14 protein-coding genes are annotated in these 14,656 nt (G+C 39.2%); 6 read left to right on the forward strand and 8 right to left on the reverse strand.

All coding sequences use genetic code 11. The features are described from left to right. Positions 1-151 precede the first annotated feature (151 nt). Positions 152-925 (reverse strand): S1/P1 nuclease, encoded by a 774-nt coding sequence (locus QSE00_RS17465; protein ID WP_286106917.1) that lies wholly within the window; start codon positions 923-925, stop codon positions 152-154. Positions 926-1,140: 215 nt separating this feature from the next. Between QSE00_RS17465 and QSE00_RS17470 the strand changes: the two genes are divergently transcribed. The 6 genes from QSE00_RS17470 (at position 1,141) to QSE00_RS17495 (ending at position 7,764) form a co-directional block, all read left to right on the forward strand. Beyond that, a complete protein-coding gene (locus tag QSE00_RS17470; protein WP_286106918.1) occupies positions 1,141-3,396 on the forward strand; it encodes a penicillin-binding protein 1A in 2,256 nt (751 codons plus the stop codon). Positions 3,397-3,488: 92 nt separating this feature from the next. Beyond that, on the forward strand, positions 3,489-4,346 hold the full coding sequence (locus QSE00_RS17475) for an SPFH domain-containing protein (RefSeq protein WP_286106919.1): 858 nt from the start codon (positions 3,489-3,491) through the stop codon (positions 4,344-4,346). A gap of 260 nt (positions 4,347-4,606) precedes the next feature. Then, complete coding sequence (locus QSE00_RS17480; protein ID WP_286106920.1) at positions 4,607-4,771, forward strand: type II toxin-antitoxin system antitoxin; 165 nt, start codon at positions 4,607-4,609, stop codon at positions 4,769-4,771. A 118-nt stretch (positions 4,772-4,889) separates the two neighbouring features. After that, positions 4,890-5,696 carry a Cof-type HAD-IIB family hydrolase gene (locus QSE00_RS17485; RefSeq protein WP_286106921.1) on the forward strand — a complete coding sequence of 269 codons (807 nt, stop codon included), beginning with the start codon at positions 4,890-4,892 and terminating at the stop codon, positions 5,694-5,696. A gap of 44 nt (positions 5,697-5,740) precedes the next feature. Continuing rightward, positions 5,741-7,003 (forward strand): DUF819 family protein, encoded by a 1,263-nt coding sequence (locus QSE00_RS17490; RefSeq protein ID WP_286106922.1) that lies wholly within the window; start codon positions 5,741-5,743, stop codon positions 7,001-7,003. 44 nt (positions 7,004-7,047) lie between these two features. Then, positions 7,048-7,764 carry a DUF4369 domain-containing protein gene (locus tag QSE00_RS17495; RefSeq protein WP_286106923.1) on the forward strand — a complete coding sequence of 239 codons (717 nt, stop codon included), beginning with the start codon at positions 7,048-7,050 and terminating at the stop codon, positions 7,762-7,764. Between the two features lie 50 nt (positions 7,765-7,814). On the opposite strand, the gene QSE00_RS17500 is transcribed toward QSE00_RS17495, so the two are convergent. From QSE00_RS17500 to QSE00_RS17530, 7 genes are all read right to left on the reverse strand, one after another. Then, a complete protein-coding gene (locus QSE00_RS17500; RefSeq protein ID WP_110358152.1) occupies positions 7,815-8,084 on the reverse strand; it encodes a hypothetical protein in 270 nt (89 codons plus the stop codon). 31 nt (positions 8,085-8,115) lie between these two features. After that, positions 8,116-9,084 (reverse strand): type I phosphomannose isomerase catalytic subunit, encoded by a 969-nt coding sequence (locus QSE00_RS17505; RefSeq protein ID WP_110358153.1) that lies wholly within the window; start codon positions 9,082-9,084, stop codon positions 8,116-8,118. Positions 9,085-9,167: 83 nt separating this feature from the next. After that, entirely contained in the window at positions 9,168-9,575 is a 408-nt protein-coding gene (locus tag QSE00_RS17510) for a 6-pyruvoyl trahydropterin synthase family protein (RefSeq protein WP_110358154.1), read from the reverse strand. Then, positions 9,572-10,105 carry an isopentenyl-diphosphate Delta-isomerase gene (idi, locus tag QSE00_RS17515; protein WP_286106929.1) on the reverse strand — a complete coding sequence of 178 codons (534 nt, stop codon included), beginning with the start codon at positions 10,103-10,105 and terminating at the stop codon, positions 9,572-9,574. The genes QSE00_RS17510 and idi overlap by 4 nt, the downstream gene beginning before the upstream one ends. A gap of 295 nt (positions 10,106-10,400) precedes the next feature. Continuing rightward, entirely contained in the window at positions 10,401-11,369 is a 969-nt protein-coding gene (locus tag QSE00_RS17520) for a PorP/SprF family type IX secretion system membrane protein (RefSeq protein ID WP_110358155.1), read from the reverse strand. 3 nt (positions 11,370-11,372) lie between these two features. Continuing rightward, positions 11,373-13,397 (reverse strand): T9SS type B sorting domain-containing protein, encoded by a 2,025-nt coding sequence (locus tag QSE00_RS17525; RefSeq protein ID WP_286106924.1) that lies wholly within the window; start codon positions 13,395-13,397, stop codon positions 11,373-11,375. Positions 13,398-13,428: 31 nt separating this feature from the next. Continuing rightward, positions 13,429-14,656 (reverse strand): autotransporter outer membrane beta-barrel domain-containing protein (locus QSE00_RS17530; protein ID WP_286106926.1); only part of this gene is annotated, 1,228 nt, incomplete at its 5' end.

The raw sequence follows: 14,656 nt of genomic DNA on the forward strand, positions 1-14,656 counted from the left end.
AGTCATGTTTTTTTCGATAATTCGCCTAAGTAATACAAATGCGCCACAAACTATTGATTATTGGTACGCTATCAATAAAGATTACACCAACCTTTTGGTATTACCTAGCAGTATGAAAGGCAACCTAATTTACAAAAATTGTAGGAATTGGCTATGAAAAAAGATCGTTCAAAACCTTGGCCAAACGTACACCTCCCTTTTTCAATTGTTTTTCTACTATAGCCCAGTATTTATAGCTATAGGCATAGCCCAATTTTTCTCCTACCTCAACCGAACCATAAAGTTCGTTGGCCAAATCCTGGGATTCCTCCACCCAGTCATATATATTCCCCTGCTGAATATCCTTTATTTGGCCTTTGGTCAGTTTTGGCAAATTAATGGCCAATTCCGAATAGCTCATTCCATAATCATCTATCATATTGGAGTCCCATAGCTTATGAAGATTGGTACCTCTGCCAAACCATTCCAACTGTATATCATTGCCCCCCTTATCTTCCAATCGGCCTACATGCATAGGTTGGTGCAGATCCCCAATTAAATGGACCAACATTTTTAAGTAAAATACTTTATCTTCTTGCTTGCTATTTCCATCCTTGACAATGGCCATGCACTTTTCAATCCCTATTATAATATCGCCGTCTTCACTAGGTGGAACCTCGGTATATTTTTTATTGGATGGGTAATTCACATAATGCCAGGGGCCAAATTTGGAAAAACTGCGATCTGCCTTTATTTCATCTCCATAATTTGAAACCAAAGCCAAACTTTGCCCATTTAAAAGTTTCTTTAAGGCCTTTTTGGCCCTTCCAGACAAATGTTGTTGTGCGACCTCCCCAATAGTTCTGTGCCCTGTCTTGGACCAGTCTACATCATTGCCAAAGCTCAATTGAAAAATAAGAAGGCACAGTACCGTAATTCTTTTCATATTATAATAAGTTGTTGACTTTTAAAACACCCATTGTTAAAAATAATAGCCACCAATATGATAACGAGCCATAAACCAATTGAAAATTCCATTTTTATGATCCATATACCCATTGATGGATTTCAAAAGTAATGATTTGAAGCATAAGTAATTGTTAAGAAGTTAACCCTTTTAATTTTTTAATTTGATCTTGCAGTTCTTAATTGTAAACGAAGATGTTGAAGAATATAAAAAATTCCTTTTTGAGGATAGGTACAATTTCATTACTCGTAATTGGTGGCTCCATTCTTTTATTGGTATTGAGCGTATATTTGGGTGCCTGGGGAAAACTTCCGAGCAAAAAGGAACTTTCGGATTTTAAGTACCAAAGAGCTTCCGAGGTCTATTCGGCGGACAGTGTCCTTATAGGAAAATATTTTCTGTTTGACAGGCAGCCCATTACTTTTGAGCAGGTACCCAAAAATTTAATAGAGGCTTTGGTGGCTATTGAGGATGAACGTTTTTATGATCATTCCGGAATAGATTATAAAAGTCTTGTCCGGGTGGCATTAAAGACCATCTTAATGCAGGATCAATCTGCCGGCGGCGGCAGCACCATTAGCCAGCAACTTGCCAAGAATTTATATCCTAGGGAAAAATCGGGGAAATTTCATCTGGCCATATCAAAATTTAAAGAAATGATAATAGCTTCCAGGTTGGAAGCCATGTATTCCAAGGAAGAAATTCTGATGCTGTATTTAAATACCGTTTCCTTTGGCGATAACACTTTCGGAATTGAAAGTGCCGCTTTAAAATTTTTTAATAAAAAAGCAAAGCACCTTCTTTTACAGGAAAGCGCAACTCTTGTAGGTATGCTCAAGGCTACTTACGGCTATAATCCCCGTGTGTTTCCAAAGAACAGCTTAAACAGACGCAATTTGGTATTGCAGTCCATGTATTCCAATAACTTTATATCACAACAGCAGGCAGACAGCCTAAAACAACTTCCAATTCAACTTGATTACAGGGAATATGATTACAATGAGGGCATTGCCCCTTATTTTAGGGAAGAGGTTAGAAAACAAATGCTGAGCTGGGCCAAAGCACAAAGGGCAAAAGGAAAGGATTACAATATTTATACTTCGGGACTCAAAATATACACCACATTGGATTCCAAAATGCAAATACTGGCAGAAGAAGCAATGGAGCAACATATGAAAGCGCTTCAAAGCAGTTTTGAAAAAAGTTATGGCAAGCGAGCACCTTGGATAAAGGACCAAAAACTCATTAATAAAATTATACAGAGTTCAGAACCCTTCAAAAAATGGAAGAATACAGGGCTTAACGAAGAGGCAATATTGGATTCGATGAACATTAAAAAGGAAATGCGATTGAGAGATTGGAACCAGGATGAAATGCGTTCTGCCAGCACCATAGATAGTTTATTGCATTATATTAAATTCTTAAATACGGGATCCCTATCCTTGGATCCCACAACAGGGGCTGTGAAGACATGGCTGGGCGGAATTAACTTTAAATACTTTAAATACGATCACATTTCGCAAAGTAAACGCCAAGTGGGCTCTGCCTTTAAACCCATTGTTTATACCGCTGCCCTCGAAAATGGCATAGGGCCATGCACTTACTTTTCGGCCCAGGAAGTAGCCTATGAAAATATGGAAGGTTGGTCTCCCAGTAATTCTGGCAAAAAGGACGAGGCCTACCTAAATTACTCCATGGAAAAGGCCCTGAGCAACTCTGTGAATACCGTGGCCGTAAAGGTTTTGGAGAAAACAGGTATTCCCAATGTGATACAACAAGCAAAGAAGATGGGTATTGAAACACCATTGCCCGCACTACCCTCATTGGCGTTGGGCACAGCAGAAATCAAGATCAATGAACTAGCGGGTGCCTATGCCAGTTTTTTGAACAATGGCAAATCTGTTACCCCATTTTTAATACAACAAATTACCGATGAAAAGGATTCCATAATTGAGGTCTTTAAGCCAGTTGTAGCCGTAAAAAGAGCCTTTTCTGAAGAAACAAGGCAGATAATGTTGGAGATGATGAAGGCTACCGTGAATAGTGGTACTGCAGCCCGAATTCGTTCTACCTACGGCATTAAAAACGACATTGCCGGAAAAACCGGCACCACACAAAACAACAAGGATGCATGGTTTGTAGCCTTAACCCCAAAGCTACTTAATATAACATGGGTGGGATTGGACAACCATGAAATTGGCTTCAACAGCACTAGCCTGGGACAGGGCGCCAATGCAGCATTGCCCATTTTTGCACTGTGGATACAAAAGCTAAATGCGGACAAATCCTTTAATTACATTACTAAAGCCAAATTTCCCACTCCAAACCCCGCTGTGATAAAAAAACTGGATTGTGATCCGGTAAAAAGGGATGGATTTTTAAAAAGGCTGTTCAAAAATCCCAATAAAAAGAAAACCAAGGATTTCAAAAATAGTACTACCAAAGGTTAGGGCTTTTAAATAATCCCAATTCAAGACACGTGGTAATTCATTTTTTTCATATCTTTATGATATCATTTTAATATCATATTAAATAACCAATCATGAAACAAGAAAAAAACATTATCCCTGCCAATGGCTATGTAGCCCTTTTATCTTTATTGGGGCTCCTTATTTTTGCTATTATACTAATAGTCAGTGGCGTTCCACTGGCATTACCACTCATCTTCATATTTATTATTTCGTTACGCGGGTTCGTTTTGGTCAATCCAAATGGTTCCAGGGTGCTCTTGCTTTTCGGAAAGTACATGGGTACCATAAAAAAGAACGGCCTTTATTGGGTGAATCCATTTTATATCAAAAATAAAATTTCATTGCGTGCCAGTAACTTCGATAGTGAGCGACTTAAAGTGAACGACAAGCTAGGCAATCCAATCATGATCAGTACTATATTGGTGTGGAGGGTAACCGATACCTATAAAGCTGCCTTTGAAGTGGACGACTATAAAAATTTTGTACGAGTGCAGACAGATGCCGCCGTGCGTAAATTGGCCAGTATGTACCCATATGACAATTTTGCCGACGAGGGACATACCGAGGACATTACTTTGCGATCTAGTGTAAATGAAGTAAGCGAAGCCCTTGAAAAAGAAGTTCAGGAAAGGTTGGCCATGGCAGGCATAGAAGTGTTGGAAGCCAGAATTGGCTATTTGGCCTATGCCCAGGAAATTGCCAATGCCATGTTAAAAAGACAACAGGCCACCGCAATTGTGGCCGCACGTCATAAAATAGTGGAAGGTGCCGTAAGTATGGTAGAAATGGCATTGGATCAATTAGGAAAGAAGCAGATTATTGACCTTGATGAAGAGCGAAAAGCGGCCATGGTGAGTAATCTCATGGTGGTCCTTTGCTCGGATAAGGATGCATCGCCCATTGTGAACGCAGGGACACTGAATCATTAAGTTCTGCAAAGCCAAAGGTGCCAAGGTTTAAGAGGGTATCATACAGTTGGCTATCTTTGGTAGATGGTTTATATCCATTTATCTTTGAACTTTTTAGAGAAAAAATTTGTATTTCCATAATGTATTTATCCAACACCGAATTTCAAGTTTGAAATTGGGCAGAACATTTTGGCCAAGGAAAATTGAGGAGTCATTTAAATCTTTCGTTACCCCCTTCGAAGTTTTGGAAATAGTTTTGGAGGGGGGTGAAAACTGATCATATGAGTAAAAAGAAAGCCTTTGCATTGCGGTTGAATGAAGATATGCTGAAAGCCATTGAAAAATGGGCCACGGACGAATTTCGTAGTGTTAATGGCCAAATTGAATGGATGCTAATGAAAGAACTAAAGGAAGCCAAACGAGCCCCTAGGCAAAAGGAAGACTAATTTTTTCACATACTTCATACTGCAGGAAAAATATTAATGAACCAGCTCCCATACCCAATTATTGCCATAATCATATCTTTGTTGGCAAATCAAGGCTAAAAACCCAAACCCAATTTTTATGATGGATTTCAAAATTTTATGTTCCGATTTGGATGGAACTTTACTGACCTTTAAGGATAATGTCTCCGATTTTACAATTTCGGAAATCAAAAGAATAAAGGACCATCTAAGGATAATATTGGTTTCTGCCAGAATGCCCCAGTCCATGACCTATATTCAAAAAAATCTAGGTATTGAAAATGAACCCATTATATGTTACAACGGAGCGTTGGTACTACACGGTTCAAAAGAATTGTTCTCCACTTATATCAATATCGACCAAATAGCCTCAATTTATGAAATGGCCAACCAGGTTGGAATTCAGCTGGGCCTATATTCAAAAGACGAATGGTATGTGGAAATGGATTCCGAGCGCGTACAAAAAGAAATAAGGTATACCAAGACCCTACCAACCTATAGGGACACAAAAGATACCATGGAAGACTGGAAGTATAGAAAAATGGGAGCCCATAAAATTATGCTGATGGGAAACAAAGAAAATACCGACGGACTTTTCCCTATTCTCCAAGAAAATTTCAACCAAACCCTAAACCTGTACCGTTCCAATGATACCTTGATCGAAATTGCCCCAAAATCGGTTTCCAAATTGACCGCTATCAAACTCTTGCTGGAAGAACATGAAAGTTTAAACGACATTATTGCCTTTGGCGACAATTATAACGATATTGAAATGCTTCAAAATGTGGGGCGTGGAATAGCAGTGGCCAATGCCCGTGAAGAAGTAAAAAGTATTGCCAGCGCACTGGCCCGGAAAAACTCTGAGGATGGGGTGGCCCATTATATAAAACAGCATATTTTAATTTGATTATATTTGGCCAAACTGAAAGTCCCAATTGAACTGATTTTTGTATGAACGAACCTTTTATCACCAATGATACCGTTGTATTTGGACTACTCGCCCTTTGCTTGGGATTTATTTTTTACACCTCTTCCCTAAAAACCGGTTTTTGGAGTAAATTCTACAATATAGTACCCGCCGTACTAATGTGCTATGTACTACCTTCCATATTGGCCAGTAGCGGATTAATTTCGGACGAGACCTCTGGTCTATATTTTATGGCCAGTAGATATTTGCTGCCGGCGGCTCTTATCCTAATGACCTTGAGCATTGATCTTAAGGCTATTGCCAACCTTGGATCCAAAGCTTTGATAATGTTTTTGACCGGTACGGTAGGGATTATAATCGGTGGCCCATTGGCCATTTTATTAATATCTTTTTTCTCCCCGGAAACCGTTGGCGGAAACGATTTTGATGCCATTTGGAGGGGGCTTTCCACTATTGCCGGTAGTTGGATAGGTGGTGGGGCCAACCAAGCTGCCATGCTCGAAATTTATCAGTACAATCCTGACAAATATGGTGGAATGGTTTTGGTTGATATAGTGGTTGCAAACGTTTGGATGGCCATAATTTTGTTGGGCGTAGGAAAAACAAAAAAAATAGACCGTTGGCTAAAAGCCGACACTTCAGCTATTGAAGAGCTTAGGATAAAAGTTTCGAAATTTACGGAAAAAATAACCCGGGTTCCCACTTTAAAGGATTATATGATGATGCTGTCCTTTGCTTTTACCGGGGTTGGAGTTTCCCACTTTTTCGGGGATGCCATCAGTTCATATTTGACCAGCACTTTTGATAGCGTAAGCGACAATAAAAGTTTTCTGTCCTTTTTGGGTTCCAGCTTCTTTTGGATGGTTGTCCTGGCAACGGTGGGCGGGATAATTCTTTCCTTTACCAAAGCCAAGAATTATGAGGGTGCCGGTGCAAGTAAAATTGGTGGCATGTTCATCTATATATTGGTTGCCACTATTGGAATGAAGATGGATTTGGGCAAGGTATTGGAAAACCCGGGCCTTATTGCCATAGGTTTTGTATGGATTACCATTCACGCAGTTCTGCTGATCATTGTTGCCAAATTGATCAAGGCCCCCTATTTCTTTCTTGCCGTGGGCAGTCAGGCCAACGTAGGAGGTGCGGCCTCTGCCCCAGTGGTAGCTGCCGAATTTCACCCTGCATTGACCTCGGTCGGTGTTTTACTGGCAGTTTTTGGGTACGTGGTGGGCACCGGCGGTGCCATACTTTGTACAATTCTCATGGAAATTGCATCAAAAGTTTAAAATTCCATAAACTTTAATGATATTTGCGCTTCAAAGAAAATGTTATGAAGAAAATTTTAATGGTCACAGTACTGGCAATATTTATTACCTCCTGTGGGGGCGACAGTACTGAAAATACCATGACCGTTACAGGAAACGTAAAAGGGTTAAAAAAAGGAACCCTTTATCTGCAACACATTGCGGATACCACTTTGGTCACAATTGATTCGCTTGTAGTGGATGGGGATGGTAATTTTTCCTTTACCACCGAATTGGAAAGCCCTCAGTTGTACTACCTATATCTGGACAAAAAGGACAACAATACTATTAATGACAGAATTACCTTCTTTGGGGAACCTGGAAATATAACTATTAATACCAATTGGAATACCTTTGACCTGAATGCAAAAATTGAGGGGTCTAAAAGTAATGACAAGCTAAAGGAATATTTGGAAGTTATGTCCAAATTCAACACTAGGAATTTGGAATATGCAAGATTGAGTATGGACCCCAAAACCCAAAGTGATTCCGCTGCCTTTGATTCCCTTCAAATTTTAACCGATAAAAATGTAAAGAGAGGATACCTCTATGCCATTAATTTTGCGTTGAACAATGCAGATTCTTATGTAGCACCCTACATTGCTGTAAAAGAAATTGCAGATGCCAACCTTAAATTTTTGGATTCCATAAACAATACGCTCTCTGTTGATGTAGCCAATTCCAAATACGGCAGGGAATTAAAGGAACATATTGAAAATCTCAAGAAAGAAACTAAACAATAAAAAAAGCATCCACTAAGTGGATGCTTTTTTTATACCTACCTAGGGAAATACTACCCTAATTTATTAAGTTGTTCAATTAAGGAACCTGCTTTTGTTTCCAATTCCGCTTTAACGGATTTTAAATGGGCCGGTCTGTTCTCCACTGACTTCTGGTTCACTTTCGCGATCAACCCATCAAAGACTTCTATTGCATTATCTATAATTGCATTACCTTCTTTTGAATTTTGCTTGTTTCCAGAAGCTTCCACTAAATACACGGCTTCAATAATATCCCCTAAAACGTAATTAATGTCTTTCTTTAAATCTCTTATACTTGCCATTGATAATATTTTTTTGCAAAAGTAATCATTTTCAGATAGTAACCTCCAAAAGTTTTGCACTCGTTGTTATTATATTTAAGTTTTTGGACTGTGCAGGCACCAAAGTGGTCTCCCCTTTCCTAATTGATACCGAACCGTACTCATTTGAAATAGTTGCTTGGCCCCCAACACACATGAATATGGTGAACGAATCCCTCTTTTCCACATCCAATTCCATATTTTTGGTAAGATTTAAAATGTTGGTGTTAAAATATGGGCAAGATACCATTGTATTCACACTATCCAAATTATCGGAATATTTTACTTTAAAATCATCTTTCTTGGTATAGTCTATGGCATCCAGGGCCAAATCGGTATGTAACTCCCTTAAATTGCCATCTTTATCCCTCCTATTAAAATCGAAGACACGATAGGTAATATCAGAAGTCTGTTGAATCTCTGCCAGCAAAACTCCAGCACCAATAGCATGCATTTTGCCAGTGTTTATAAAAAAAGTATCCCCTTCCTTTACGCTTTCGTAGTTCAACAAATCCAATAGCGTATCATCTTCAATACTTTTGGCATATTCTTCCTTGGTCACATCCTTGTTGAAACCCACAATTAATTCCGCACCTTTATCCGCATCCATTATATACCACATCTCCGTTTTCCCAAAGGAATCATGGCGCTTTTTGGCCAGTTCATCGTTGGGGTGCAATTGGATGGACAAATCCTGTTTGGCATCAATAAACTTAATAAGAATTGGGAATTCCTTACCAAATCGGGAGTAAACACTTTTTCCCAATAATTCTTCTGGGTACTTATTGATCAACTCCTGCAAGGAGGTCCCTGTAAAATCACCGTTGGCCACTATTGACACGTCCCCTTTCACTGCGGAAAGTTCCCAACTTTCTCCTGTAATATCGTTCTCAATGGGTTTTCCCAAAACATCTTTTAATTTGGTACCTCCCCATAGGCGCTCTTTCAGGATTGGATTGAATTTTAAAGGATATAAGTTCATGCTGTTTGGTGTTATGTTTTTTATTTCTTTTATTTTTTTATTGGCTTGTTCAACCCAAAGCCTTTTATTTTTATTGATCCAAGCTAACCGGAAAAAGTCACGTAATTTCTTGGTGTCTCATATAGGATAACCTCCAATTCGTGTGAAGCTTCAACAAATGGTCTAAGAAGGTTCCAAATATAAACGGCTATATTTTCGGCCGTTGGATTTACTTTCTTGAACCATTCCACTTCAACATTAAGGTTTTTATGATCCAGATGCTTTTCAATTTTATCCTTAATGAGATCCTTTAGGATCTTCATATCCATTACAAAACCGGTCTCCGGATCAATTTCCCCTGTAACACTTACTACCAGCTCATAATTATGGCCATGAAAATTAGGGTTGTTACATAATCCAAAAACGGAGTCATTTTTTTCAAAACTCCAGTCTGGTCTATACAGCCTGTGTGCCGCATTAAAATGAGCCTTCCTACTTACCTTGACTTTCATATAGCCGTATTGTATTGCGAAATATGATTGTAAAACTTATCAAAAATAATTTTAAACCAGGCTGTGTATTTCTCCGGGGAAACAAGTATATCCTGTCTAATATCTACAGGTTTCATCCATTTCCAGGACTCAACCTCTTCGGGGTTTATTTTCGGATCACTATTATAGTGCCCTATCATCACATGATCCAGTTCATGTTCGGTAAGGCCATTGTCAAAAGGTGCCTTATAAATAAACGAGAACAACTCCTTCAATTCGGTCTCAAACCCCATTTCTTCCTTTAATCTCCTTTTTCCTGCCTGAATATTGGATTCCCCTTCCCGTTGATGGCTACAACAAGTATTGGTCCACAAAAGTGGTGAATGATATTTATGGCCCGCCCTTTGTTGGACCATTGTCTCCCCTTTATCGTTCATTATAAAAACAGAAAATGCCCTATGCAGCAAAGCCTTTTCATGGGCTTCCATCTTGGGCATCAGGCCAATTTGAACATCGGATTCATCAACAAGAATTACGTTTTCCTCTTCCATATGGTAAAAATAAAACCTTTCCCCAATAATAAGGGTTAAGTGCGTCATAAAAATTAAATACTTTAAAACTGAAGGGACTTTACGCCTTTTTTCCTAAAGAAAGGTAAGGGGGAGTTTCCAAATAGGTCTATAACCATACAGCTAAGCGCAATTGGCTAAAATAATCCACCTGGCACATCCCCAAGCATTGAATTTAGGACTGCCTTAAACGGCCAAGGTTGGTTGATCTATAATATTTCAACAAACCAATGGCTTATGAAATGTGGATATCACTTGTGAAAATCGGGATTGGTATTTAGAAAAATCTGGGAGATTTTAAATTGCCAAGCTCCTTGATGAAGTCGTATCGCAAAATAATCTCAAAGGATCCATCATTAAAAGTAGCTTGTCCCAACTCGGTAGTTTCTTTGTCATAGGCCATTCCGATCAAGAACGAATTGGAGATATTAAAACCTACCATGGCACTTAATGCGGCATCCCAGCGATATGCCGCTCCAACTATAAATTTGTCATTGAGCATGAAATTGGCCGAAACGTCGACCTGGACAGGTGCTCCTTGAACTATTTTAGTTAAAAAGGCGGGTTTAAATTTTAAATTGGTATTCAGGTCAAAGACATAACCGCTTATTAAATATAAATTCATCTGTTCCTTCGCTGTGGATAATGCTTCCCCATTAAAATGCGTCGTTTGTAAAAATCTAGGTACAGAGAAACCTGCATAGAATTTCTCTGTGTGGTAATAAACCCCGGCCCCGATATTAGGTGAAAATTTATTATCAATATCCTGTTGTAAAGTAGGGTCTGGCCCCCCTGGATTGGTATAATCCTGATTTAGTTCCGAAAAACGAATATCCAACAAATGGGCACTGGCCTTTAAGCCAAAACTTAATCTGCCTTCTTGGGAAGTATAAATGGTATAGGAAAAATCCCCATCAAAATAAGTTTCGGAAGTAGGACCAATTTTGTCGTTTACAATTGATATTCCCAAACCTACTCCCCTATATCCTATGGGGGAATGCAAATTTAATGTCTGAGTGGTAGGGGCTCCATCCAAACCTACCCATTGGGACCTATGAAGCGCTGCAATGCTGATATGTCCCCGGGAACCCGCATAACCAGGGTTTACACTTACCGTATTGTACATATACTGGGTGTATTGTGCATCTTGTTGGGACTGTACCGTACTACTAACCAACATGGTCATGACAGATAAGATCAACAACAGTTGCTTGGAGTCTAATATATTTTTTATAAGATTTGGCATCTTTTATCTATTTATATAAATGTATCCCGTAAGGGTCGTCTTCTTTCCTTCCGCCGATGAACTATAATCCAATATATAGAAATAAGTTCCTACCGGCAGTTGATTATCTTTTGCAACGGTTACCCTGCCTTCAGAAGTACCATCAAAAAAGTTGGTATCATTATTATAGGCTTTTGTTGCATAGACCAATACCCCCCAACGGTTATATATTTTGATGGTATTGTTGGGATAATTTTCTATTCCCTTTATGGTCAAAACGTCATGGATGCCATCATTATTGGGTGTTATTACGTTAAACACTTCCACTTGGTCATCCAATATGATCAAATCCGAATCCAAGTAATTAGGAATACCATCCTCATCAAAATCGTCGTTGGCATAATTTCCATCCCCGTTTTCATCTTCATCTGCAGTGAGTATTCCGTCGTCATCATCATCATTATCCCTGAAATCAACTTCATCATCCCCATCGGTATTGGGTAGCTCATTGAAGGGATCATTTATTTCATCATTAACATCGATATCAATAGTTGTGCTACCTTCATAACCATCATCCAAACCATCATTGTCCTTGTCCGATCCAATATATACAACATCCGGCACTCCGTCATGATCATGGTCATGGCCTTCAATACTGTCCGTAACATTATCGTCATCACTATCCTCATCCAAATAATCCGGTAAACTATCCCCGTCGGTGTCTATTGGGAACAAGCCGAGATTACCATTGTTTTCATAGGCATCGTCCAAACCATTATTATTGGCATCAACACCACTAGGAGGAGTATAATCCAGAGTGGTTTGTGCTTCAACATTATCTGGAATACCATCATTATCACTATCAATATCCAAGTAATCGGGGATACCATCACCATCGGAATCCGTTGGATCTGTAGACGGATCATTATCACCATCCAAATTAAGATCCTCGAAACTGTCCAAAATTCCATCGTCATCACTGTCAATTTCAACAATTCCCATTGGGTTCACCAATATATTGACATTGGCCGTACTACAATTTGATTGGTCATCACATATGGTGTACGTAAAAAGATCACTGCCCACATAACCATTGTTGGGAGTATATGTCAGCGTATCGTCCCTTAGATCATTTGGTGTACCATTATTGTCAACAACTACACTTCCATTGGTTGGACTTGTGGTTGTTATGGTTCCAAGAATGGGAATATCATTGTCGTTCAACAAAATATCTATATCAACTGGCGTATTTTCCAAAGTAGCCACAGAATCATCAAAAGCATCAACAATAGGAAGTACTTCCACATTTACAGTGGCTGTACTACAATCTCCCAAGGAATTACAAACAGTATAGGTAAATGTACTTGGGCCATTGTAATTAGGATTCGGAACAAAAGTTATGACATCATCCGACGGATCATTTGGGGTGGCATTATCATCAACAAAAACGTTTCCATTAAATGGATTTGTTGTAGTTAAAATACCAGTGGTGGGCAAGTTAGTATCATTATCAAAAATAGGGACTACCACAGAAGAATCTTCATTAACCGTTATAAAATCGTCCACTAAAACACTGGACTGTTGCAAACATACCACGGTAAAATTTGGCAAATCAAAGGAGTTGCCTGCCTTGGTTACAGTAGCAGTATAGCGCACCACACTCTGTGTTGCAATCACCGTCGGCCTCAGTGGATCTCCACTAACGGCAGGAGACCAATTTATGACAGCACTGGCACCCACATTATTGGATATGTCCATCGTTACCTCATTATCGGGGCTCGTACAATCCGTTACTATAAAATAACCAGTAGCATTTGATCCACATAAGGTTCCGTCATAGGTTGCAAAATAAATCCCTGATGAAGTAACCTCATGAAAAAAATCGGTGCCCAAAACCGTGGAAGTATCGGAAGCCTCATACCATTTGTAATTATGTTCATCGGTACTATTGGGTGCCTGCAACAAAAACTGTGCATTGGCCCAATTTGTACCAAAAAATATGGTTACAAGGGTAAAAAAAAGAAATCTATATATGTGTTTTGGTTTCAAACTCCTGTTATACCTAATTGGTTTATTTTTATTATTTCACTACAAATACTACGTTGATAAGCGAATTATAATCCGTTGGTGTTGCTATAACATCATAGGTCATGACACCAAATTCATCTACACTTACATTATCAAATACCGTATCGTCATAAAACGTAACATAGTAATATAGTTCTGTATTGGCATAGGTTGGTATGGCCCCTGGTGCTAAATCACTTGCCACCATTGGGGATCCAAACTGAGCCGTATATTGAGAATGTAGATCAATTGTCCTACCTGTACCTGTTGAAGAGGCATCCACAGCAATGGACGGTGGATAGAAAATATTAGGTCGTGTATTTGCAATTACATATGGAGTAGCACTGCTGCCATCACCTGTAACACTTATATCATTGCCTGCAGTGACTAAAGTTTCAGTTCCGTCCGGAGAAGGCAATGTAATTGTATTTCCACTTTCAATGGTTAGGTCATTCCCAACCAAAGTAAGTGTTTGGTCATCAGAACCCAGGGAAGACAATGGCACCGATCTAGCACCACCACCATCTGTTATCGTTAGATTGCCTCCACCAACGGCAAAATCAGTATTGTACTCGTTTCCGATATTTGAATCCGCATCATTAACGTTTAAAGTCACATTATTACCTCCTGTAATTGCAATATAACCAGGGGTTGCATTTGTTGATAATGTTTGACTATCGGTATTATCCAAGAATGAACTCAAATTGAGTGCTGGTGATGACACACCATTGACCGTACTTGTCAATTGATTGGCACCACTTAAACTTAATGCATTGGAATTAATGATATTTACTCCTGATCCTGTTACTCCATTTACAGTGGTTGTCAAAGTATTTACATTACTTGTATTACTTACTGTTGTGGATGGTACCAAAGCACTCTTGTCTATCCACTCCACTATACCTGCATTGCTGGTAACCAATACTTTGTCATTACCACCCGAAGCAACATCTTCCGTTAAAATGGTTCCGTTCAATATCTTAGCTGTAGTTACAGAATTCGCTGATAGTTCGTTGGATGTAATTCCACTTGTAGCAACTGCTAAAGTATAAGGAGATCCTGTTGTTCCTGAACCAGATCTCAGCAGTGTTCCATTGGTTGCTCCTGTTACTTCATTCCCAACTACCTTATCCAAATCCAATGCTTCGCTTGCAGTAATAGCATCGCTCAATTCTGTATCTGTTGCAAATACGGTATTTAAATCTATGGTCTTATCGGCCTCCCCATCGTTCTCTGCAGAT

It is taken from the genome of Arenibacter flavimaris (genome assembly GCF_030291335.1).
Taxonomy (GTDB): Bacteria; Bacteroidota; Bacteroidia; order Flavobacteriales; family Flavobacteriaceae; genus Arenibacter.